General features: G+C 70.4%; 23 protein-coding genes. 18 read left to right on the top strand and 5 right to left on the bottom strand.

Going from position 1 to position 21,986, the window contains the following annotated elements; all coding sequences use genetic code 11:
* The first annotated feature begins 24 nt into the window (after nucleotides 1-24).
* Genes EDC36_RS10815 through EDC36_RS10780 form a run of 8 tightly spaced genes read left to right on the top strand, consistent with a single transcriptional unit; the run spans nucleotide 25 to nucleotide 7,464 of the window.
* Nucleotides 25-852 (top strand): DUF1365 domain-containing protein, encoded by an 828-nt coding sequence (locus EDC36_RS10815; RefSeq protein WP_132963275.1) that lies wholly within the window; start codon nucleotides 25-27, stop codon nucleotides 850-852.
* Nucleotides 852-2,087: an SAM-dependent methyltransferase gene (locus tag EDC36_RS10810; RefSeq protein ID WP_132963274.1), complete on the top strand. Its 1,236-nt coding sequence runs from the start codon at nucleotides 852-854 to the stop codon at nucleotides 2,085-2,087. The genes EDC36_RS10815 and EDC36_RS10810 overlap by 1 nt, the downstream gene beginning before the upstream one ends.
* Nucleotides 2,056-2,682, top strand: coding sequence for a chalcone isomerase family protein (locus EDC36_RS10805; protein ID WP_243646568.1), 627 nt, complete (start codon nucleotides 2,056-2,058; stop codon nucleotides 2,680-2,682). The genes EDC36_RS10810 and EDC36_RS10805 overlap by 32 nt, the downstream gene beginning before the upstream one ends.
* The gene (locus tag EDC36_RS10800) at nucleotides 2,679-3,971 is read left to right on the top strand and encodes an MFS transporter (RefSeq protein ID WP_132963273.1); all 1,293 of its coding nucleotides are present in this window, start codon (nucleotides 2,679-2,681) and stop codon (nucleotides 3,969-3,971) included. The genes EDC36_RS10805 and EDC36_RS10800 overlap by 4 nt, the downstream gene beginning before the upstream one ends.
* 19 nt (nucleotides 3,972-3,990) lie before the next feature.
* Entirely contained in the window at nucleotides 3,991-4,548 is a 558-nt protein-coding gene (locus EDC36_RS10795; protein WP_132963272.1) for a DUF3833 domain-containing protein, read from the top strand.
* Nucleotides 4,545-5,315 (top strand): SDR family NAD(P)-dependent oxidoreductase, encoded by a 771-nt coding sequence (locus EDC36_RS10790; protein WP_132963271.1) that lies wholly within the window; start codon nucleotides 4,545-4,547, stop codon nucleotides 5,313-5,315. The genes EDC36_RS10795 and EDC36_RS10790 overlap by 4 nt, the downstream gene beginning before the upstream one ends.
* A 2-nt stretch (nucleotides 5,316-5,317) precedes the next feature.
* Nucleotides 5,318-5,791 (top strand): nuclear transport factor 2 family protein, encoded by a 474-nt coding sequence (locus EDC36_RS10785; RefSeq protein WP_132963270.1) that lies wholly within the window; start codon nucleotides 5,318-5,320, stop codon nucleotides 5,789-5,791.
* Between the two features lie 11 nt (nucleotides 5,792-5,802).
* Complete coding sequence (locus EDC36_RS10780; RefSeq protein ID WP_132963269.1) at nucleotides 5,803-7,464, top strand: FAD-binding domain-containing protein; 1,662 nt, start codon at nucleotides 5,803-5,805, stop codon at nucleotides 7,462-7,464.
* Nucleotides 7,465-7,512: 48 nt separating this feature from the next.
* On the opposite strand, the gene EDC36_RS10775 is transcribed toward EDC36_RS10780, so the two are convergent.
* Nucleotides 7,513-8,130 (bottom strand): TetR/AcrR family transcriptional regulator, encoded by a 618-nt coding sequence (locus EDC36_RS10775; RefSeq protein WP_165902858.1) that lies wholly within the window; start codon nucleotides 8,128-8,130, stop codon nucleotides 7,513-7,515.
* Nucleotides 8,131-8,245: 115 nt separating this feature from the next.
* Here EDC36_RS10775 and EDC36_RS10770 point away from each other — a divergent pair, with 115 nt between their 5' ends.
* Nucleotides 8,246-9,343, top strand: coding sequence for an efflux RND transporter periplasmic adaptor subunit (locus tag EDC36_RS10770; RefSeq protein WP_207895075.1), 1,098 nt, complete (start codon nucleotides 8,246-8,248; stop codon nucleotides 9,341-9,343).
* Nucleotides 9,340-12,408, top strand: a complete 3,069-nt coding sequence (locus tag EDC36_RS10765) for an efflux RND transporter permease subunit (RefSeq protein WP_132963267.1) — start codon at nucleotides 9,340-9,342, stop codon at nucleotides 12,406-12,408. Before EDC36_RS10770 ends, EDC36_RS10765 begins: the two co-directional genes overlap by 4 nt.
* A gap of 10 nt (nucleotides 12,409-12,418) precedes the next feature.
* Here the strand turns inward: EDC36_RS10765 and EDC36_RS10760 are convergent, their stop codons facing one another.
* Both EDC36_RS10760 and coaBC read right to left on the bottom strand, forming a co-directional pair.
* On the bottom strand, nucleotides 12,419-12,697 hold the full coding sequence (locus EDC36_RS10760) for a DUF1640 domain-containing protein (protein WP_132963266.1): 279 nt from the start codon (nucleotides 12,695-12,697) through the stop codon (nucleotides 12,419-12,421).
* 26 nt (nucleotides 12,698-12,723) lie between these two features.
* Nucleotides 12,724-13,953, bottom strand: coding sequence for a bifunctional phosphopantothenoylcysteine decarboxylase/phosphopantothenate--cysteine ligase CoaBC (gene coaBC / locus EDC36_RS10755; protein ID WP_132963265.1), 1,230 nt, complete (start codon nucleotides 13,951-13,953; stop codon nucleotides 12,724-12,726).
* A gap of 95 nt (nucleotides 13,954-14,048) precedes the next feature.
* On the opposite strand from coaBC, the gene EDC36_RS10750 reads away from it, so the two are divergent.
* The 7 genes from EDC36_RS10750 to ftsB are packed head-to-tail and all read left to right on the top strand — an operon-like array spanning nucleotide 14,049 to nucleotide 19,403.
* Nucleotides 14,049-15,716 (top strand): CTP synthase, encoded by a 1,668-nt coding sequence (locus tag EDC36_RS10750; RefSeq protein ID WP_132963264.1) that lies wholly within the window; start codon nucleotides 14,049-14,051, stop codon nucleotides 15,714-15,716.
* Nucleotides 15,713-16,573, top strand: a complete 861-nt coding sequence (gene kdsA, locus EDC36_RS10745; protein WP_132963263.1) for a 3-deoxy-8-phosphooctulonate synthase — start codon at nucleotides 15,713-15,715, stop codon at nucleotides 16,571-16,573. Before EDC36_RS10750 ends, kdsA begins: the two co-directional genes overlap by 4 nt.
* The gene (mntA, locus tag EDC36_RS10740) at nucleotides 16,570-16,992 is read left to right on the top strand and encodes a type VII toxin-antitoxin system MntA family adenylyltransferase antitoxin (protein WP_132963262.1); all 423 of its coding nucleotides are present in this window, start codon (nucleotides 16,570-16,572) and stop codon (nucleotides 16,990-16,992) included. Before kdsA ends, mntA begins: the two co-directional genes overlap by 4 nt.
* Nucleotides 16,989-17,435: a type VII toxin-antitoxin system HepT family RNase toxin gene (hepT, locus tag EDC36_RS10735; RefSeq protein WP_132963261.1), complete on the top strand. Its 447-nt coding sequence runs from the start codon at nucleotides 16,989-16,991 to the stop codon at nucleotides 17,433-17,435. The genes mntA and hepT overlap by 4 nt, the downstream gene beginning before the upstream one ends.
* A complete protein-coding gene (locus tag EDC36_RS10730; RefSeq protein WP_132963260.1) occupies nucleotides 17,432-17,731 on the top strand; it encodes a DUF1330 domain-containing protein in 300 nt (99 codons plus the stop codon). Before hepT ends, EDC36_RS10730 begins: the two co-directional genes overlap by 4 nt.
* Nucleotides 17,732-17,783: 52 nt before the next feature.
* Nucleotides 17,784-19,067, top strand: a complete 1,284-nt coding sequence (gene eno / locus EDC36_RS10725; RefSeq protein ID WP_132963259.1) for a phosphopyruvate hydratase — start codon at nucleotides 17,784-17,786, stop codon at nucleotides 19,065-19,067.
* 15 nt (nucleotides 19,068-19,082) lie between these two features.
* Nucleotides 19,083-19,403 carry a cell division protein FtsB gene (gene ftsB, locus EDC36_RS10720; RefSeq protein WP_132963258.1) on the top strand — a complete coding sequence of 107 codons (321 nt, stop codon included), beginning with the start codon at nucleotides 19,083-19,085 and terminating at the stop codon, nucleotides 19,401-19,403.
* A 64-nt stretch (nucleotides 19,404-19,467) separates the two neighbouring features.
* Here the strand turns inward: ftsB and hslO are convergent, their stop codons facing one another.
* Together hslO and EDC36_RS10710 are read right to left on the bottom strand one after the other, a co-directional pair.
* Nucleotides 19,468-20,442, bottom strand: a complete 975-nt coding sequence (hslO, locus tag EDC36_RS10715; protein WP_132963257.1) for an Hsp33 family molecular chaperone HslO — start codon at nucleotides 20,440-20,442, stop codon at nucleotides 19,468-19,470.
* Nucleotides 20,443-20,453: 11 nt separating this feature from the next.
* The gene (locus EDC36_RS10710; RefSeq protein WP_132963256.1) at nucleotides 20,454-20,978 is read right to left on the bottom strand and encodes a gamma carbonic anhydrase family protein; all 525 of its coding nucleotides are present in this window, start codon (nucleotides 20,976-20,978) and stop codon (nucleotides 20,454-20,456) included.
* Nucleotides 20,979-20,994: 16 nt separating this feature from the next.
* Between EDC36_RS10710 and EDC36_RS10705 the strand changes: the two genes are divergently transcribed.
* Nucleotides 20,995-21,870 (top strand): ferritin-like domain-containing protein, encoded by an 876-nt coding sequence (locus EDC36_RS10705; protein ID WP_243646567.1) that lies wholly within the window; start codon nucleotides 20,995-20,997, stop codon nucleotides 21,868-21,870.
* Nucleotides 21,871-21,986 lie beyond the last annotated feature (116 nt).

Genomic DNA, 21,986 nt, shown 5'->3' with positions numbered 1-21,986 from the left:
GGCCGGGGTTAGGAGCACCGCACGATGGCCAGCCGCCCCACCCCACCCGACCCGGTGCTGATTGGGCGCGGCTGGGTGCAGCACCAGCGGCTGCGCCCCCAGCCCCACCGCTTCGGGTACCGGACGTGGTTCGCCCTGCTGCCGATGCACGTGTTGCCCGAGGCCGCCGCCCGCGCGGGGCTCGCGCTCAACCGTCCGGGCTGGGTGGCCTTCGACGAACGTGACCACGGCGACGGGCGCAGCCCTGCCGCCGGCGGCGCGCTGGCCTGGCTGCGCGAGCTGCTGGCCGCCCACGGCATCGCCGACGCCGACGGCCCGGTGTGGTTGCAGACGTACCTGCGGGTCTTGGGCTACGTGTTCAAACCGGTCAGTTTTTGGTACTGCCACCGCGCCGATGGCACGCTGCGCGCCATCGTGGCCGAAGTCAACAACACCTTTGGTCAACGTCACTGCTACCTGCTGGACGCGCCCGCCTGGGGACGCACGCTGTACGCCCCCAAAACCATGCACGTGTCGCCGTTTGCGCGCGTGGAGGGTGGCTACGCGTTTCGTTTTTTGCGCACGCCGCTGGACGGCGCGCCGCCGCAGCGCATCGTGGCGCGTGTCGAGTACCGCGACGCCGCCGGCGCCCTGCTGTTGACCAGCCTGTCGGGCGCTTTGCAGCCGGCGCAGCCGCGCGAAGCCGTGCGGCTGCTGCTGCGCCACGGCTGGCACAGCGCGGCGGTGATGGCACGCATCCACTGGCAGGCGCTGCAACTGTGGCGCCGCGGGGTGCCGTGGTTTCACACCCCTGCAGCGCCGGCCGTGCACGTCACCCGGCAACAACCCACCCTGGCCCCTTGGAGCCCTTGATGAGCACACTGACCGCGCCCTCCTTTCGCACCGGTGACGACGGGACACCCGCGTGGCGCCACGCGCCGCCCGCCGGCCGGATCCTGCTGCGCTTGCTGCAGCGGTTGCAGCACGGCACGCTGGAGCTGCACACCCCGCAAGGGGTCACGTTGTGCCTGGGCCACGGCACCCCCGCGGCGCGGCTGGATCTGCATGACTGGAGCGTGGCAGGGGCGGTGCTGCGGCATGGCGACATCGGCCTGGCCGAGGGCTACCTGCGCGGGCAGTGGTCCTCGCCCGACGTGGTGGCGCTGCTGCGCCTGGCGCTGGCCAACCGCGCGGCGCTGGGTGGCGCGCTGCACGGGCACTGGGGCGCGCGGCTGCTGCACCGGGTGAGGCACTGGCTGCGCCGCAACACCCGCCGTGGCAGCCGACGCAACATCCACGCCCACTACGACCTGGGCAATGGCTTTTACCGCCTGTGGCTGGACGACACGATGAGCTACTCGGCGGCGTGGTTCGGGGGTGACCGCAGCCAGCCGCTGGAGCAAGCCCAGCACGCCAAAATGCGCCGCGCCTTGCACGCCTGCGCGCTCAGGCCGGGCCAGCGGCTGCTGGACATCGGCTGCGGCTGGGGCGCACTGGCGGAGCTGGCGGCACGCGAGTTCGACGTCGAGGTCACCGGCGTCACGCTGTCCAGCGAGCAACTGGCGCACGCCATGCAACGCATCGCCCACGCGGCGCTGAGCCACCGGGTGCAGCTGCGCTTGCAGGACTACCGTGACATCGACGACGGCCCCTACGACGCCATCGTCTCGATCGAAATGATCGAAGCGGTCGGCCGCGCGTACTGGCCAACCTACTTTGGCACGCTGCAGCGGCTGCTGCGCCCCGGCGGGCGGGCCTGCATCCAGGCCATCGTGATCCGCGACGAGCTTTTTGACGACTACCTGCGCGGCAGCGACTTCATCCAACAATACATCTTTCCCGGGGGCTGCCTGTTGAGCCGCGGCGAGCTCGAACGCCAGGCCCGCCGCGTCGGGCTGCAGATGGCCGACATGGTGGCCTTTGGGGGCGACTACGCCGAAACCTTGCGCCGCTGGCGCGCCGCGTTCGACGGCCAGCGCGACGCCGTGCGCGCGCAAGGCTTTGACGAGCGTTTTGTGCGGTTGTGGCACTTTTACCTGGCCTACTGCGAGGCTGGCTTCGACGCCGGCGACATCGATGTGGTGCAAGTCACGCTGGTCAAACCGTGAGCGCGCATGCGCCCTGGCGTGCGCGCTGCTGACCTGGGCGTGCACGCCTGCGGCGCTGGCCTCGGCGCAGCACGAGCCAAGCGCCCCTGGCGCAGCCGCCGCGGTTGCCGACTGGTTGCCCGAGGCGCGGCTGGTGGGGGCGGGCACCCTGCGGTACCTGGGTCTGACGGTGTACCACGCGCGGCTGCTGGCCCCGCCCGGCTGGCAACCCGACGACCTGGGACGCGCGCCGCTGGTGTTGGAGTTGACGTACCAGCGGCGTTTTCGGGGGGCCGACATCGCCCAGCGGTCGGTGCTGGAAATGCGTCGCGCCGAGCCCTTGGCGCCAGCAGACGAAGCCGCTTGGTTGGACGCGATGCGGGGCATCTTCCCCGATGTGGCGCCCGGGGACCGTATCGCCGGGTTGTGGCTGCCTGGCTGGGGGGCGCGTTTCGTGTTCACCGGCGCCGGCGGGCGCAGCCGCATGCTGGGCGAGGTCGCCGACGCGCGCTTCGCGTGGCGCTTTTTTGGCATCTGGTTGGCTCCCACGACCTCGGCGCCCGAGCTGCGCCAGGCGCTGCTGGGCCAACCGCCTGCCCAGGCTGCGGCCCGATGAGCGCAGCGGCTGACCCCACCGCCCACGGCTGGCGCTACGGCCTGCCCGGCCTGCCGCTGGCGTTCGCGGCGTTGCCGCTCTACGTGCACGTGCCCCACCACTACGCCACGCTGGGGGTGCCGTTGGCTGCGCTGGGCGGGGTGCTGCTGGTGGCCCGCGTGGCCGACGCGCTGACCGACCCGCTGATCGGGCGCGGGCTGGATCGCGTGTTCCGCCGTGGCGCAGCGGCCGTGCTGCGTTTGGCGTGGCCAACGGCGCTGCTGCTGTGGTGCGGCATGGCGGCGCTGCTGCGGCCACCGGCGCTGGCGTCCGGTGCGTTGGCGTGGTGGGCGCTGGCGTGCGTGGTGGCGACCACGCTGGCGTACAGCGTGCTGACCATCGCGCATCAAAGCTGGGGCGCGCGGCTGGGGGGTGACGCGGCGCAGCAGGCGCGCATCGTCGCTTGGCGCGAAGGCTGCACGCTCGTCGGCGTCGTCACCGCGTCGGTGCTGCCCACGCTGGCCGGCTGGGACCTGACCTTGGCCGTGCTGGCGGGGCTGCTGCTGGCCGGCTGGCTCGCCTGGACGCGCGCTCCGCGACCGGCCACGGGCCGCCCGGGCGCCCCTGCCGCCCCCATGGCCGAGCTGGGCCTGCCCTGGCGCCGACCGGCGTTTCGGTGGTTGATGGGGGTGTTCGTGCTCAGCGGACTGGCCAGCGCCATCCCGGCCACCTTGGTGCTGTTTTATGTCGGCGACCGCCTGCAGGCGGCGCACGCCGCACCGTGGCTGCTGGCCGCGTACTTCGTAGCCGCCGCGGCCGCCATGCCGCTGTGGCTGGCGTGGGTGCGACGCGTGGGGGTGGCGCGTGCGTGGCTGACGGGCATGCTGCTGTCCATCGGGGTGTTCGGCTGGACGGCCACGCTGGACGCGGGCGATGTGGCGGCGTTCGCGTGGGTGTGCGTGCTGTCAGGGGCGGCGCTGGGCGCCGACCTGGCGCTGCCGGCGGCGCTGTTGGCCAACGTCGTGGCCGACGTCGGCGACCGCGGGCAGCGCGAGGGGGCGTACTTCGGCTGGTGGAACCTGGCGGCCAAGGGCAACCTCGCGCTGGCCGCAGGCGTGGCGCTGCCCGTGCTCGAGCTGCTGGGCTACACGCCCGGCACGCGCGACCCCGCCGGCCTGCAAGCCCTGACGTGGGCTTACGCCGTGCTGCCCTGCGGCGTCAAGGCGCTGGCGGCCTGGTGGCTGTGGCAAGGGTTGGGGCGCCACCACCACCGACCCGCCCCCGTGCCGCCCATGGCGCCACCCGTTTGACCCCGGAGGTTGGATACGTATGCGCAACACCGCCGCCTCGCGCCGTCTGTGCTGTGGGCTGCTGGCCGTCGGGGCCGGCTGGCTGTTGGCCGGCTGCGCCGCACCCCCTGTCGAAACCTACGCTGACGAGCGCCCCGCGCTGGACCTCAAAACCTATTTCAATGGCCGGCTGCTGGCGCACGGCATGTTCCAGGACCGCAGCGGGCGGGTGGTGCGCCGTTTCGTGGTCGACATGACCGGCACGTGGAACGGCAACCAGGGCGTGCTGGACGAACGCTTCACCTACAGCGACGGCAAGACCGAGCGGCGTGTGTGGCGTCTGGTGGACGACGGCGATGGCCGCTACCGCGGCACGGCCGACGACGTGGTGGGCCAGGCCAGCGGACAGGCGCGGGGCCCTGCCTTTAACTGGCGCTACACCCTGCGCTTGCCGGTCGATGGCACGGTGTACGAGGTGCAGTTCGACGACTGGATGTACCTGATCGACGAGCGCGTCATGCTCAACCGCGCCACGATGCGCAAATGGGGCATCCGGCTCGGCGAGGTGACGCTGACCTTCACCAAGCTGGAACCATGAGCTTGAACCCACCGTTGCGCGACTGGGGCGGACGGCGCGCGTGGATCATCGGCGCCTCGTCAGGCATCGGGCGGGCGGTGGCCGATGCGCTGCACGCGCGTGGCGCCCGCGTCATCGTCTCGGCCCGCCAGGCCGATGCCCTGCACGCCTGGGCCGCCGCTGCACCGGGCCGCCACGCCCTGCCGCTGGACGTCACGGACCGCGAGGCGGTCGAGCACGCCGCCGCCCACGCCTTCGCTGGCGGCGCGCTGGACCTGGTGCTGCTGTGCGCCGGGCACTACCGCCCCATGCGCGCCACCGCCATCGACACCGACGAGCTGCTGCGGCACCAGCGCATCAACGTCGAGGGCGTGCTGCACACGATGGCCGCGTGCGTGCCCAGGCTGCTTGCCCAGGGCCACGGCCACCTCAGCCTGGTAGGCAGCGTGGCGGGTTACCGTGGCCTGCCGCAGGCGCTGGCCTACGGCCCCACCAAGGCCGCCCTGACCAACCTGGCCGAGGTGCTGTTTTTGGACCTGCGTCCGCGTGGGCTGGGGGTCAGTGTGATCAGCCCCGGCTTCGTTGCCACGCCGCTGACGGCGCACAACACCTTTCGCATGCCGGCGCTCATCACCCCCGAGCAGGCCGCGCAGGCCATGCTGCGCGGCTGGGCGCGCGGCGCGTTTCACATCCACTTTCCGCGTCGCTTCACCAGCGTGCTGCGCGCCCTGCGCTGGCTGCCCGACCGTGCCTACTTCGCCCTCATCCACCGCGTCACGGGCTTGTGAAGATGAGCACCCCCATCGCATCCCCCTTCACCGGCGACCCCAACGCGGCGCCGCTCGTGCGCGCCGTCGATTTTTTCGAAACGCTCACCCCCGCGGCGCTCGTGCACCTGGACCGCATGTTCACCGACGACGCACGCTTCAAAGACCCGTTTCACGAGGTGCAGGGCCTCAGCGCCATCCGCGCCATCTTCGAGCACATGCACCAGCAGCTGGACCAACCCCGCTTCGTGGTGCACGATCGCCTGGGCGACGCACGCCAGGGCTTCGTGACCTGGGTATTCACGTTCCGCTGGCGCGGCCAGCGCCAGCCGCGGCCCATCCGCGGCTGCACGCACTGGCGCTTCGCGCCGGACGGTCGCATCAGCGAGCACCGCGACTACTGGGACGCCGCCGAGGAGCTGTACGAACAGTGGCCGGGCCTCGGGGCGTGCATGCGCTGGCTCAAGCGCCGCGCCGCGGCCCCGCTGCCCCGGTAGGAGGCCGCGCGATGGCCGTGCAACTCGTGTGGTTCAAGCGCGACCTGCGGGTGCAGGATCACGCCGCCCTGGCGCACGCGGCGCGCGGCGGCCCGGTGCTGCCGGTGTACATCGTCGAGCCGGACCTGTGGCAGCAGCCCGAAGCCGCCGCCCAACACTGGGGCTTCATCCGTGAAAGTCTGCTCGAGCTGGACGCGGCCCTGCGGGCCAGCGGACGGCCCCATGCCCGGCTGCACGTGCTGGTTGGCCACGCCGTGCCCGTGCTGCAAGCCCTGCACCGCACGTTGGGCATGGCGGCCATCCACGCCCACGAGGAAACAGGCAACGCGTGGACGTTTGCGCGCGACCGCGCCGTGCGCCGCTGGGCCCGCGCGCACGGCGTGGCGGTGCACGAGGTGCCGCAGTTCGGCGTCGTGCGCGGCCTGCGTGACCGCGACCAATGGCTGGCCGCGCGTGAACGGCTGATGGCGGCGCCGCTGGCGCCCTGGCCACCCGCTGAACTCGCGTTTGCCCCGTGGCCCTTGCCCACGCCCGCGGGGCTGGACCCCGTGGCGTGGCGCCTGAGCGGCGACGGCGCTTGGCAGCCGCAACCCTGGCCCACGGCGCAGGCGCTGGGCTTGGATCCGTGGGAGCCTCCGGCGCGTCAGCGCGGCGGCCGCAGCGCCGCGCAGGCCACGCTGCACAGCTTTCTGCACACGCGCGCGGCGCAGTACCGCGGCGGCATCTCGTCGCCGTTGAGCGCGCCCACCGCCTGCTCACGCCTGTCGCCGTACCTGGCGTACGGCGTGCTGAGCCTGCGCGAGACCGTGCAGGCCACGCGCACCCAGGCGCAAGCCCTGGCCGCGGCGCCCCGCGGCCGTGACAACGCCGACCCCGACACCGCGCACGCCCGCCGTCTGCTGGCCGGGCTGCGCGCGTTTGAGAGCCGCCTGTACTGGCACTGTCACTTCATCCAGAAGCTGGAAAGCGAGCCCGCGCTCGAACACCACAACCTGCACCGCGGCTACGACGGCCTGCGCGAGCACGACGGCAACCCCGTGCACCTCGAGGCCCTGCACCAGGGCCGCACCGGCTGGCCGCTGGTGGATGCCTGCGTGGCCATGCTGCGGCACACCGGCTGGCTCAACTTCCGCATGCGCGCCATGCTTGTGTCGGTGGCGGCGTACCCGCTGTGGCTGCACTGGCGACCGGTGGGCGTGTGGCTGGCGCAGCTGTTTTTGGACTACGAACCCGGCATCCACTGGCCGCAGATGCAAATGCAGTCCGGCACCACCGGCATCAACGCCACGCGGGTCTACAACCCTGTCAAACAGGCGCTGGACCACGACCCCCACGGCGTCTTCGTGCGCCACTGGTTGCCGGCGCTGCGTCGTGTGCCCGACGCCTGGCTGTTCGAGCCCTGGCGCATGCCGGCCAGCGTGCAAGCCACCTGCGGCGTACGCCTCGGCATCGACTGGCCCGTGCCACCGGTGGCGCTGGACGAAGCGTTGCGGCAGGCCAAAGCACGCCTGCACGCCTGGCGCAACCGACCCGGCATGCGCGTGCAAGCGCAAGCCATCGTGCAACGGCACGGCTCGCGCCGCGGTATGCCCGCTGGCCGCGACGGCCAAGGCCGCGAACCCGCGACACGCCGCCGCCCTGTGGCCGCGCCCGGGCAGCTGAGCCTGTGGTAACCACCCAGTGGGTGGATACGGCACGCCGCTTGGGGGCTTGGGGCCCGGTTACGGTCGCACCACTGGCCCGCCGCTGAACACCAACCCCGCCACAAACCGCCGCACCACCCACGCCAAATGGCTGCGCCGCGCCGCCGCGCGGCCGTGCCGTGGTGGCTGTTGGTACAGCACGCGCGCCATGTCCAACCCCATGGCCATGCCGATCAGGGTTTCCGCTTCGCGTACCGCGTCGTTGCAGCGCGCCCCGCGCTGCACGGCGTAGCGCTGCAGCAGCGCCGCCACTTCGTCCACCGCCTGCTGCGGCCCCAGGTGCCAGATGCGCTGCAAATCGGCGCGCCGCTGCGGCAGCGCCGCCACGGCCTGCAGGTAGCGGCGGTACGCGGGTCGCGTCACGAAGCACAGCAGCCCATCGAGAAAACGCACCAACGCCCGCACCAGCGCTTCCTCATCGGGTGGCACGGTGTGCAGCGTGTGCAGCAGCGGCGCGGCCTCGTGCGCCACCAGGGCGCGCAGCAAGGCGTCGCGGTCAGGCCAGCGGCGGTACAGCGTCGCCTTGGACACGCCGCTGGCCTGCGCCACCGCCTCCATCGTCAACTGGGCCGGGCCGCCCTGCAGCAGCAAGCGGCGCGCTGCGTGCAGGATCGCCGCGTCTTTGCGCACGTCCATCGGACGCCCGGGCGCGGGGTGGCACCCACAGGCAACGGCAACAAGCGGTGTGGACATATCAATTAGTGTACGATACCGTTCACTAATATTCCACACCCAACGCGGAGATATGTCCATGGAGCGGTTGCGAGTGTCGATCGTTGCCGTTGCGCTGCTGGCCACGGCGCTGCTGGGGTGCCAGCGTGCCCCAGAACGCGCGACCAGCGCCGACGAACGCCCCTGGGTCGTGACCGCAGCGCCGCGCCCGCTCGGCGGCCAGGCCTTGGGGCTTTCGGGCACCGTGCGCGCGCGCATCGAAGCGCCGCTGGCGTTCCAAGTCGGCGGACGCATCGTCAAGCGCCACGCGGATGCGGGGCAGGCCGTGCGCGCGGGGCAGGTGCTGTTCGAGCTCGACGCGGCCGACTTGGAGCAAGCCGTGCGCGCCGCCGAAGCCGACCTGGCCGCCGCCGAAACCGCCGCCCGCACCGCGCAGGCCGACCTGGACCGCGTGCGCGCGCTGCAGGCGCAAAGCTTTGTCAGCGCGCAAGCGCTGGAGCGCGCCCAGTTGAGCGCGCGCGAGGCCGCCAGCCGCCGCGACGCCGCTCAGGCGCGGCTGGCGCAGGTGCGCAACAACCGCGGCTACGCGGCGCTGCGTGCCCCCGCCGACGGGGTGCTGACCGACGTCACCGGCCAGCCCGGACAGGTGGTGGCGGCGGGGCAGCCGGTGGCCACACTGGCCCAGGCGGGCGCGCGCGAAGTCGAGGTGCAGTTGCCCGACGGCGTGACGCCCCCGCCGCGTGGCGAGGCGCAGTTGCCCGGTGGACACAGCGTCGCGCTGACGCTGCGCGAGGCCGCCCCGGTCGTGGACCCGCTGGGCCGCACGCGCCGCGCACGCTACCGGGCGCCGGACCTGCCGGCCGAGCTGCCGCTGGGCAGCGTGGTGGCGGTGCGGCTGGCGGGCCCGAACGCGCCCACCTCCGCGCCGACGGCCCCCGCACCCGCAGCCGGTGCTGCGGCCTGGGTCGTGCCCGTGGGGGCGCTGGACGAGCGCGCCGAAGGGCCGCGCGTGTGGCGCGTGCGCGAAGGCAAGCTGGAGGCGGTGCCGGTGCGCGTGCTGCGTGTGGACGACCGGCAGGCGCTGGTGGTGGCGCCGCTGGCGCCGCAGGATCGCATCGTGGCGCTGGGCACCCACCTGTTGCAGCCGGGCATGGCGGTGCGGGAGCGCGCGTCATGAGCTTTCCGAACCTGTCGGCGCTGGCCGTGCGCGAGCGCGCCGTCACGCTGTTTTTCCTCATCCTGGCCGTGTTGGGCGGCGTGTACGCTTTTGCCACGCTGGGGCGGGCCGAAGACCCCTCGTTCACCGTGCGGGTGATGCAGGTCAACGTCGCCTGGCCGGGCGCCACGCCCGAGCAGTTGCAAACGCAGGTGGTGGACCGGCTGGAGAAAAAAATCCAGGAGGTCGAGTACCTCTACCGCATCGAAACCACGATCCGCCCCGGGCAGGCCACGCTGCAGGTGGAGTTTCACGACTACACCCCGCAGGCCAAGGTGGCCGAGCTGTTTTACCAGGTGCGCAAGCGCATGTGGGACGCGCAGCGCGAAATGCCCGCCGGCGTTATCGGTCCGGTGGCCAACGACGACTTTGCCGACGTGTACTTCAGCCTGCTGGCGCTGACCGCGCCCAAGCTACCGCACGACGAACTCGTGCGCGAGGCCGAGCGGCTGCGCGACCAGATCCAGCGCATCGAGGGCGTGCACAAGGCGCTGATCCTGGGCGAGCGCACGCAGCGCGTGTACCTGGAGTTCGACAACGCGCGGCTGGTCAACCTGGGGCTGTCGCCGCAAGCCATTTTCGAAGCTATTGACGCCAGCAACCGGCTGCTGCCCACCGGGCGGCTGGAAACCGACGGCCCGCGCCTGCACATCCGGCTGGATGCCGACCTGTCCGACCCCGAGGCGCTGGCCGCGCTGCCGATACGCGCCGGCGGCAAAGTGATCCGGCTGGGCGACATCGCCACCGTCCGCCGCGGCTACGAAGAGCCGCCCTCGTACCTCGTGCGCGCGCGCGGGCAAGACGCCGTGCTCATCGGCGTGGTCATGAACAAAGGCGAAAACGGCCTGCAGCTCGGCCAGCGTCTGCAAGCGTACCTGGAGCGCGAAAAGGCCGAGCTGCCCCTGGGGCTGGAGCTCACCCAACTCACCAACCAGGCCGACGCCATCGCCAAGGCGGTGGACCTGTTCCAGATCAAATTTTTCGTCGCCGTGGCGGTCGTGATGGGGGTGAGCATGCTGGCCATCGGGCTGCGCGCCGGCCTCATCGTCGGCATCGCGGTGCCGGTGACGCTGGGGTTGTCGTTCGTGGTGTTCAAGGCCATGGGCATCAACCTGGACCGCATCACGCTGGGGGCGCTGATCATTTCGTTGGGTCTGCTGGTGGACGACGCCATCATCGCCGTCGAGATGATGTTGGTGAAGATGGAAGAAGGCTGGGACCGCATCCGCGCCGCCGCGCACGCCTGGAACGTGACCGCCGCGCCAATGCTGTTTGGCACCCTGGTGACGGTGGCGGGCTTTTTGCCCATCGGCTTTGCCCGCTCGGGCGTGGGCGAATACGCCGGCAACATCTTCTGGGTGTTGGGCGTGAGCCTGCTGGTGTCGTGGCTGGTGGCGGTCACCTTCACGCCCTACCTGGGCGTCAAAATGCTGCGCGACGTGCCGCCCGAGCAGCGCCACAGCCACGAAGGGATCTACCAGACCCCGCTGTACCAGCGGCTACGCACCGTGGTGGCCTGGTGCGTGACGCACCGCAAAACGGTGGTGGCGGGCACGGTGGGCCTGTTGGTGATCTCGGCCATTGGCATGGCCAAAGTCGTGCCCAAGCAGTTTTTCCCCAGCAGCGACCGCACCGAGGTGTTGGTCAGCGTGTACCTGCCGCAGGGCACCAGCGTGCGCGTCACCGACCAGACGGTGCGCCGCCTCGAAGCCATCCTGGCGCCGATGCCCGAGGTCAAAACACTGTCGGCCTACGTCGGCGCGGGCGCGCCGCGCTTTTTCATCTCGGCCAACCCCGAGCCGCCCAACCCGGCGTTTGGCAAGCTCATCGTCGTCGCCCACGACGAAGCGGCGCGCGACCGTATCATCGCGACGCTCGAAGAACATATCCGCAGCGGCGAATTCGCCGAGGCGCGCATCCGCGTGGCGCGGCTGTTGTACGGGCCGCCGGTGGCCTGGCCGGTGCAGTTCCGCGTCTTTGGCCCCGACCCGGTGCAGCTGCGCGCCATCGGGTACCGTGTGCGCGAGATCATGGCCGCCAACCCGCATGTGGTCGATGCGCACCTGGAGTGGGACGAGCGCGTCCCGGTGCTGGCGCTGCGCACCGACCCCGACCGCTTGCGGCTGATGGGCCTGACGCCCCAGGACGTGGCGCAACAACTGCAAACCCTGCTGGAGGGCGCGCCGGTGACGCAACTGCGCGTGGGCAACCGCACGGTAGAGCTGACCGCGCGCGGCGCGCTGCAGGGCGGCCGCGTCAGCGCCGACACCTTGGGGGCGCTGGAAGTGCTCAACCGTGACGGCCGCAAAATCCCGGTGGCGCAATTGGGCACGCTCGAGGTGCGCTACGAAGAGCCCGTCATCAAGCGCTACAACCGCGAGCCGTTCGTGGCCGTGCAGGCCGAGGTGCGCGGCGCCCAGCCCAACGACGTCACGGCGGCGGTCTGGCAGGCGCTGGCGCCGCTGCGCGCCGAGCTGCCCGAGGGCTACCGCGTTGCCATCGGTGGCTCGGTCGAGCAGTCTGAAAAGGCCAACCTGTCGATCCAAAAGCTGCAGCCGCTGATGGTGGCCGCGATGCTCGTGTTCATCATGCTGCAGATGCGCTCGTTTGCCGGCACGTTCATGGTGGTGGCCACGGCGCCGCTGGGGCTCATCGGCGCGGTACTGGCGCTGCTGGTGTTTTGGCAGCCGTTTGGCTTCGTGGCGCTGCTGGGCCTGACCGGTCTGGCGGGCATTTTGATGCGCAACACGCTGATCCTGACGCAGCAGGTGGCCGACAACTTCGAGGCGGGCATGGCGCCGTTTGAGGGCGTCGTGGAAGCCGCCGTGCAGCGGGCGCGGCCCGTGGTGCTGACGGCACTGGCGGCGGTGTTGGCGTTCGTGCCGCTGACGCACGACAGCTTCTGGGGGCCATTGGCCTACGTGCTGATCGGCGGCGTGGCGGTGGGCACGGCCATCACGCTGCTGTTCGTTCCGGCGCTGTACGCGCTGTGGTTCCGCATCCGGCCCAGCGCGCCGGCGTGCTAAGCGTAAGCGCTCAGGCCAACAGCGGCTTGAGCAAGGGGATCACGGTGGCTGCCACGGTGACCCCCAACATCCAGCGGATCCCCCAAAGTTCGCGCTCCAAACGGTGCAGATCCTGACGCAGGTTCTTTTCGAATGCCGCAAGGTCTGTCTTGGTGGTCAGCGTTGTGTCCAGCACTTGCCCCAGGATCTCCTGCTGCGCCCGCACGAACGCTTCCGCTTGCTCAGGCGGAATCCCGCAAGCCTGCAAATCTTTGACCACTTTATGGGTATCGAACACGACCGCTGACATGGTGCAGCCATTGTAGAGGACCCCACTTATGGGCGCACACCGCCGTCGGCCAACCGCCGCGCGATTTCGCCCATCAACTGGCGCGCCAGCGTCAGCTTGGGGGCCGGGGGCAGCTCAATGGCCTCGCGCTCGTCCACCAGCAGCAGGGCGTTGTCGTCGCGGCCAAAGGTGGCCGGCCCGATGTTGCCCACCAGCAGCGGCACGCCCTTGCGCTCGCGTTTGGCGCGCGCGTGGCGCAGCAGGTCGTGGCTCTCGGCGGCAAAGCCGACGCAGTACAGCTCGCCGCGGCGCGCGCGCGGCAGCGCGGCCACGGTGGCCAGGATGTCGGGGTTTTCGACAAAGGTGAGCGCGGGCGGCGCGCCGCTGCCCTCTTTTTTCATTTTGTGCTCGGCCACCTGCGCCACGCGCCAGTCCGCCACCGCCGCCGCCGCCACAAACACCGTGGCCTGCTCCACGTGCGCCAGCACCGCCTGCAGCATTTGCTGCGCGGTTTGCACATCCACCCGCCGCACCCCGCGCGGCGTGCGCAGGTGCACCGGCCCGGCCACCAGCGTGACCGCGGCGCCGGCCTCGCGCGCCGCGCGCGCGAGCGCAAAACCCATCTTGCCGCTGCTGTGGTTGGTGATGCCGCGCACCGGGTCGATCGGCTCGAACGTCGGCCCCGCCGTCACCAGCACGTGGTGGCCGGCCAGCACTTTGGCCTGCAGGTGGGCCACCACCTCCTCGGCGATCTCGTCGGGCTCCAGCATACGGCCTTCGCCGACCTCGCCACAGGCCTGCTCGCCCTGCCCTACGCCCAGCACCACGGCGCCGTCGGCCACCACCTGCGCCACGTTGCGCTGCGTGGCCGGGTGCGACCACATCTCGCGGTTCATGGCCGGCGCCAGCAGCAGCGGCACCTGCTGGCGCGGCCGCGCCAGGCACAGCAGCGGCAGCAACTCGCTCGCGCGCCCCTGCGCCAACTGGGCGATGAAGTCCGCGCTGGCCGGCGCCACGACGATGGCGTCGACCCCACGGCCGTGGTTGATGTGCGCCATCGCGTTGGGCTCGCGCTCGTCCCACTGGCTCAGCACCACCGCCCGGCCGCTGAGGGCTTGCAGCGTCAGCGGCGCGATGAAGCGCGCCGCCGCTTCGGTCATCACCACCTGCACGTCGGCGCCGGCCTGCACCAGCAGCCGGCACAACTCGGCCGACTTGTAGCAGGCGATGCCACCCGTCAACCCCAGGACGATGCGCTTGCCTTCGAGCTCTTTCATGCGGCGCGACTATAACGCGCCGCACCGCGGTTGGGGGGTCGGCTTTTATAATCGGCCTTTCCACCGACGGGCCGTCACGCGGTCCGCCCACTCCCATGACCAAATACGTGTTCGTCACTGGCGGCGTGGTGTCGTCCCTGGGCAAAGGGATCGCCTCCGCGTCGCTGGCCGCGTTGCTGGAGTCGCGCGGCCTCAAAGTCACGCTGATCAAGCTGGACCCCTACCTCAACGTCGACCCGGGCACCATGAGCCCGTTCCAGCACGGCGAGGTGTTCGTCACCGACGACGGCGCCGAGACCGACCTCGACCTGGGACACTACGAGCGCTTTATCACCACGCGCATGAAGCGCAGCAACAACTTCACCACGGGCCAGATCTACAAGTCCGTGCTGGAGAAGGAGCGCCGCGGCGACTACCTGGGCAAGACGGTGCAGGTCATTCCGCACGTCACCAACGAAATCCAGACCTTCATCCAGCGTGGTGCCGAAGGGGTGGACGTGGCGATCGCCGAAATCGGCGGCACGGTGGGCGACATCGAGTCGCTGCCGTTTCTGGAAGCGGCGCGACAGATGAGCCTGCGCTTGGGGCCCAACAACGCGGCCTTCGTGCACCTGACCTACGTGCCCTACATCGCCGCCGCGGGCGAGCTCAAGACCAAGCCGACGCAGCACACGGTGCAAAAGCTGCGCGAGATCGGCATCCAGCCCGACGCGCTGCTGTGTCGCGCCGACCGCGTCATCCCCGATGAAGAGCGCGAAAAGATCAGCCTCTTTACCAACGTGCCGCTGTGGGGCGTCATCTCCATGCCCGACGTGGACACCATCTACAAAGTGCCGCGCGTGCTGCATGAGCAGGGGCTCGATGGCCTGATCTGTGACAAGCTGCGCCTGCACACCCCGCCGGCCAACCTCAAGCGCTGGGACGACTTGGTCTACGAGGTCGAGCACCCGCAGGGCGAGGTGCGCATCGCCATGGTGGGCAAGTATGTGGACCTGTCCGACAGCTACAAGTCGCTCAACGAGGCGCTGCGTCACGCCGGGCTGAAAAACCACGTGCGCGTGGCCATCACCTACATCGACTCCGAAACGCTGGAGCAAGGCGATGTGGCCGCGCGTTTGGGCGGTTTCGACGCCATCCTGGTGCCGGGCGGCTTTGGCAAGCGCGGTGTGGAGGGCAAGATCCGCGCCGCGCGCTACGCGCGCGAGCAGCGCGTGCCCTACCTGGGCATTTGCCTAGGGATGCAGGTGGCGACGATCGAGTTTGCGCGCCATGTGGCGGGACTGGAGGGCGCCAACTCCACCGAGTTCGACCCGCACACCCCGCACCCGGTGATCGCGCTCATCGACGAATGGCTCGACGCCGACGGCACGCTGCAAAAGCGCGACGCCAACACCGACCTGGGCGGCACCATGCGGCTGGGGGCGCAAAGCGCCGACGTGCTGCCGGGCACGCTGGCTTACCAAATCTACGGCCCGGTGGTCACCGAACGGCACCGCCACCGCTACGAGGCCAACACCCAATACCTGGACCGGCTGCGTCAGGCGGGGTTGGTGATTTCGGCCCTCACCCAGCGCGAGCAACTCACCGAAATCGTGGAGCTGCCGCAGGACGTACACCCGTGGTTCATGGGGGTGCAATTCCACCCCGAATTCAAGTCCACCCCCTGGGACGGGCATCCGCTGTTCAACGCCTACATCGCCGCGGCGCTGCGGCACCAGCAGCAGCGCGCGCCACAAACCACCCCGGAGGTCGCATCGGCATGAATCTGTGCGGATTCGAGGTCGGCCTGCACCGGCCTTTTTTTCTGATCGCTGGGCCCTGCGTGGTCGAGAGCGAGCAGCTGCAGATGGACGTGGCCGGCGAGCTCAAGGCCATCACGGCCGAGCTTGGCATCCCCTTCATCTTCAAGAGCAGCTACGACAAGGCCAACCGCTCGAGTGGCCAGTCATACCGTGGTCCGGGGCGGGAGCGCGGGCTGGAGATTCTGGCACGCGTGCGGCGCGACGTCGGTGTGCCGGTCCTGACCGACGTACACACCGAGGCCGAGGTGCCCGAGGTGGCTGCGGTGGTGGATGTGCTGCAGACGCCGGCATTCCTGTGCCGCCAGACCGACTTCATCCGCGCCGTGGCGCAGTCGGGCAAGCCGGTCAACATCAAAAAAGGCCAGTTTCTCGCCCCGCAGGATATGAAAAACGTCATCGACAAAGCTCGCGCCGCCGCGCGCGAGGCGGGCTTGTCGGAAGACCGCTTTTTGGCCTGCGAGCGTGGCGTCAGTTTTGGCTACCACAACCTGGTGTCGGACATGCGCGCACTGGTCATCATGCGCGACACCGGCGCACCGGTCGTCTTCGACGCCACGCACAGCGTGCAACTGCCCGGCGGCCAGGGCACCAGCTCCGGCGGCCAGCGCGAATTCGTGCCCGTGCTGGCGCGCGCCGCGGTGGCCGTGGGCGTGGCGGGCCTGTTCATGGAAACCCACCCCGACCCCGCACGGGCGCTGTCGGACGGCCCCAACGCCGTGCCGCTGAAGTTCATGCGACCGCTGCTGGAATCGCTGCAGGAGCTCGACGCCGTCGTCAAGCGCCGTGGCTGGCTGGAAAACGACTTCGCCACCGCATGACCACCACGCCCGTGCAGCCCCCCAGCGACGCCGAGCTGCGCGCCGCCCTCCACGCCGCCGTGCCGCAGGCGACGATGGCGTGGCTACACGGCAGCGCGGCGCAGGGCCGCCTGCGCACCGACAGCGACCTGGATCTGGCCGTGTGGCTGCCGCAGCCGCTGTCACCAACGCAGTGGCTGCAGGCCAGCGCCGAGCTGAGCCGCCGCCTGCAACGCGACGTGGACCTGCTGGACCTTGCACGCGCCAACACGTTGACGCAGTTCATCGTGCTCAGCCGCGGGCGTCTGTTGCTGGCACGCCAGCCCCACGCCCCCTGGTTGCTTTGGGCGCGTGTGCTGCGCGACTGGCAGGACCTGCAACGTCACCGCGCCCCCGCCGTGCGCGCGCTGGCCCAACGCCTTCAGGGGTTCGCGTCATGATCGACGCTGCTCTGCGCGAGGTTTTGGCGCAAAAATCCCAGCGCCTGCAACGCGCCGTGGCCCGCGCCCGCGCCGAATGGCGTGCCAGCCCCGACCCGGCACACGACTTCACGCACCAGGATGCCGCCTTGCTCAACGTCCAGCGCGCCTGCGAACAAGCCATCGACATGGCCAACTTGATCTGCAGTGCGCATGGTTGGGCGTTGCCAGAGGGTGCCCGCGCCGCCTTCCACGAACTGGCCCAACATGGCTGGATCGATGCCCCCTTGGCTGACGCCTTGGGACGCATGGTGGCGTTTCGCAACATCCTGGTGCATGAATACGAAGCCCTCGACCTGGGCATCGCTCAACATGTGATTGACCATCACCTGGACGACCTGCTGCGCTTTGCCGCCGTTGTGCTGCAGCGCGCGCTGCCCACCCCTTCGCCCAGTGCCCCATGAGTGCCTACATCATCGCCGACGTCGACGTCACCGACCCCGTGCAGTACGAGGAATACAAACGCTGGTCCACCGCCGCCATCCAGCAGCACGGTGCCGAGGTGCTGGTGCGCGGCGGTGCCGTCACCGTGCTGGAGGGCGACTGGCACCCCAGCCGGGTGGTGGTGCTGCGCTTTGCCAGTGTCGCCGCGGCGCGCGCCTTCCACGACTCCGAAACCTACCGCCGCGCGCGTCAAGCCCGCGCTGGCGCCGCCGTGATGCGCATGATCGTCGTCGAAGGCGTGGCCCCCAACGTTTGACAACCGCTTTGTTGACCATCCGCAACCTTCTCGCAAGCAAGGAACCCTACGCATGAGTGCCATCGTCGATATCGTCGGCCGCGAAATCCTGGACAGCCGCGGCAACCCCACCGTGGAGTGCGACGTGCTGCTGGAGTCCGGCGTCATGGGTCGCGCCGCCGTGCCCAGCGGTGCCTCCACGGGCAGCCGCGAAGCCATCGAGCTGCGCGACGGCGACCCCAAGCGCTACTTGGGCAAAGGGGTGCTCAAGGCCGTCGAGCACATCAACACCGAAATCTCCGAAGCCGTGCTGGGCCTGGACGCCAGCGAGCAAGCCTTCCTCGACAAAACCCTGATCGAGCTCGATGGCACCGACAACAAGTCGCGCTTGGGCGCCAACGCCATGCTGGCCGTCAGCATGGCCGTGGCGCGCGCCGCGGCCGAGGAATCGGGCCTGCCGCTGTACCGCTACTTCGGTGGCAGCGCCGCGCACACGCTGCCCGTGCCGATGATGAACGTCATCAACGGCGGCGCGCACGCCAACAACAACCTGGACCTGCAGGAGTTCATGATCCTGCCGGTGGGCGCGCCCAACCTGCGCGAAGCCATCCGCTGGGGCGCTGAGGTGTTCCATGCCCTCAAAAAAATCATCCACGACCGCGGCATGAGCACCGCCGTCGGCGACGAAGGCGGCTTTGCCCCCAGCGTGGCCAACCACGAAGCCGCCATCCAGCTGATCCTGGAAGCCATCGACAAGGCCGGCTACACCGCCGGCACCCAAATCGCCCTGGGCCTGGACTGCGCCTCCAGCGAGTTTTACAAGGACGGCCGCTACCACCTGGCCGGTGAAGGGCTGGTGCTCAGCGCCGCAGAGTGGACCGACATCCTGGCCACTTGGTGCGACAAGTACCCCATCATCAGCATCGAAGACGGCATGGCCGAGGGCGACTGGGACGGCTGGAAGCTGCTCACCGAGCGTCTTGGGCGGCGCGTGCAACTGGTGGGCGACGACCTGTTCGTGACCAACACCAAGATCCTCAAAGAAGGCATCGAGCGCGGCATCGCCAACTCGATCCTGATCAAGATCAACCAGATTGGCACGCTGACCGAGACGTTTGCCGCCATCGAAATGGCCAAGCGCGCCGGTTACACCGCCGTCATCAGCCACCGCTCGGGCGAAACGGAAGACGCCACCATCGCCGACATCGCCGTGGCCACCAACGCCGGCCAGATCAAAACCGGCTCGATGAGCCGCAGCGACCGCATGGCCAAGTACAACCAGTTGCTGCGCATCGAAGAGGATCTGGGCGACGTGGCCACCTACCCGGGTCGCGAAGCGTTTTACAACCTGCGCTGAGCGCGGCTGGCCGCCATGCGCCCTGCGCGCTGGGTGACGTTGTTGCTGCTGGCGCTGCTGGCGCTGGTGCAGGCCCAGATGTGGCTGGGGCGCGCCAGCGTGGCCGACGTCGCCGCGCTGCGCCGCCAGGTGGCCGAGGCCGAACAGGCCAACGAGGCGGCGCGCCAGCGCAACGAGCGGCTCGCCGCCGAGGTGCGCGACCTGCGCGAGGGGCTGGAGACGGTCGAGGAAATCGCCCGCCAAGAGCTGGGCATGGTCAAGCCCAACGAAATTTTCGTGCAATTCCAGCGCCCCGGGGCCGCCGCGGCCCGCGGCACGCCACCGGATCCACGCTAGAGCCGCCAGCGGCTGCCCGCCGCAAAGGCCCCGTCACGCGCGCGGTGGGGCGCGGCGTGGCGCCTCACTGCAAGCGTTCGCTGCCCGGCGGCTGTTGGGTTTGGTCCAAAAACAGCCGCGCCGCATCCACCGGGTCGAAGCGGTAGTGCTGGCCACAAAAGTCGCACGCCACGTCGATCTCGCCACGTTCGGCCAGAATCGACTCCACCTCCGCCACCCCGAGCCCTTGCAGCATCGAGGCCACGCGCTCGCGCGAGCACGTGCAGGCAAAGTGCGGCTGCAGCGGTTGCCCCTGCGGCACCAGCCGCAGCAGTTGCTCCTGCCAAAACAGGCGGTGCAGCACGGTGTCGGCGTCCAATGTCAATAGTTCGTCGCGCCGCAGGCTGGCCGCCAGCAACGCGATGCGGTTGAAGTCCTCATCCGCCCCCGGCACCTCGCCCTCCACCCCCGCGCGCCCGGCCAAGTTGCCTGCCCCCGCCGTGGGCATGCGCTGGATCAGCAACCCTGCGGCCACGCGCTCGTCGGCCGCCAGCACGATGCACGTGTCCAGCTGCTCGCTTTGGCGCATGTAGTGCTCCAGCATCTCGCTCAGACGGCCCAGGCGCTGCCCGCGCGCGTCCACCAGCGGCACAATGCCCTGGTACGGCTGCATGCCCGGGGTGCGCTCGCGCGGATCCAGCGTGATCGCGCAGCGCCCCTGCCCCAGCACGTTGACCATGTCGGCCAGCGGCGCGTCCGCCGCCACCTCGCCGACCACGGTGGCCGTGGCGCGGAAAGCCAAATCGGGCTGCACCTCGGCCACCGCGACCTTGACCGGCCCGTCGCCCACAATTTGCAACACCAGCGCACCCGCAAACTTGATGTTGCTGTGCAGCAGCACGGCGGCCGCGGCCATCTCCCCCAGCAACGCGGTCACCGGCGCCGGGTAGCCCCCCGCGGCCTGCCGACGCTGCAGCAGCGCCTGCCAGTCGTCGGTCAGGCGCACCAGCGCCCCGCGCACAGGCGCGCCATCGAACAAAAAGCGGTGCAGTTCGGACACCCGGCGCCCCTTCACGCCAAACGGCGCAGCCCCGCGCGAAAGCGCCGCGCGTTGTCGATGTAGTGCGCGGCGCTGTGGCGCAACGCCTCGATTTCCTGCTCGGTCAGCTCGCGCACCACCTTGGCCGGGCTGCCCAGAATCAACACGCCGTCGGGGAAGGTCTTGCCCTCGGTCACCAACGCCCGCGCGCCCACCAGGCAATGCCGCCCGATGCGCGCGCCGTTGAGCACCACCGCGCCGATGCCGATCAGCGACTCGTCACCGATCGTGCAGCCGTGCAGCATCACCTGGTGCCCCACCGTCACCCGCGCGCCCACGGTCAGCGGCACCCCAATGTCCGCGTGCAGCACGCTGCCGTCCTGGATGTTGGTTCCCTCCCCCACCGTGATGGGGTCGGTGTCACCGCGCAACACCGCGCCAAACCACACGCTGCTGTCGGCAGCCAGCGTCACGCGGCCAATCACCCGTGCATCCTCGGCCACAAAGGCCGTGGGGTGCACGCTGGGGGCAAAGTCGTCGAGTTGGTACAGGGCCATTCGTACAATTGTACGGATGCGCCCGGCCGCCACCAACCCGCCCCCCATGCCGCAGGAGCTGCGCCAAGCCGCGCTGCACTGGCTCACCGAGGCCGACCCGAGCGCCAAAGTGGCCGGCGTGCAACACACCTGGCAAGCTTGGCTGGCGCAGGGGCCTTCCTGCGCCCCGCTTGACGCGGCAGCCACCCTGACCCCACCCACCCAGCGCCCCCTGCCCGGTCGGCCAGGGCGCCCGCGGCTCGTGCCCCCGGCGGCCGTGCCCACCCGCTCGCCCTTCACGCCGGAGGGGCACGCCGCGCTGGCCCACGCCATCGCCCACATCGAGTTCAACGCCATCAACCTGGCGCTGGACGCCGTATGGCGCTACCCTGGCATGCCCGCCGAGTACTACCACGATTGGTGGCGCGTTGCGGCCGAAGAAGCGCGCCACTTCGAACTGCTGCGCTTCCACCTGCAAAGCCTGCCGCGCCCCGGCGGCGGCCAGTGGGACTACGGCGACTTCGAGGCGCACGACGGCCTGTGGACCATGTGCGAGCGCACCGCCGACGACATCGTGGCGCGCATGGCGCTGGTGCCCCGCACGCTGGAAGCGCGTGGGCTGGACGCCACACCGCCCATCCAGGCCCGGCTGCGCCGCGTCGGCACCCCGCAGGCCATGGCCCTGAGCGCCATCCTGGACGTCATCCTGCGCGACGAAGTCGGTCACGTGGCCATTGGCAACCGCTGGTACGGCTGGCTGTGCCAGCAGCGGGGCCTGGACCCCGTGGCGCACTACCGGCACCTGGTGCGCCTGCACCGTGCCCCCAAGCCCAAGCCGCCGCTCAACACCACGGCGCGTCAGCAAGCGGGCTTCACGGCGCAGGAGCTTGCTTACCTGCAGCAGTCCCTCTGACGCCTGCTCCCCCAAACGGGGGAATGACGCCCACGCGGCTCCCGCCGATACTGCGGCTGTTGCTGGGAGGGACGCTCCGTGGTGCCGCACCGCCGCCGCGCCCGCATGCGTGGGCT

The organism is Tepidimonas ignava, assembly GCF_004342625.1.
Classification (GTDB): Bacteria; Pseudomonadota; Gammaproteobacteria; order Burkholderiales; family Burkholderiaceae_C; genus Tepidimonas; species Tepidimonas ignava.
The sequence above is the reverse complement of the archived record's forward strand: the minus strand, read 5'-3'. Positions and strand labels throughout refer to the sequence as shown.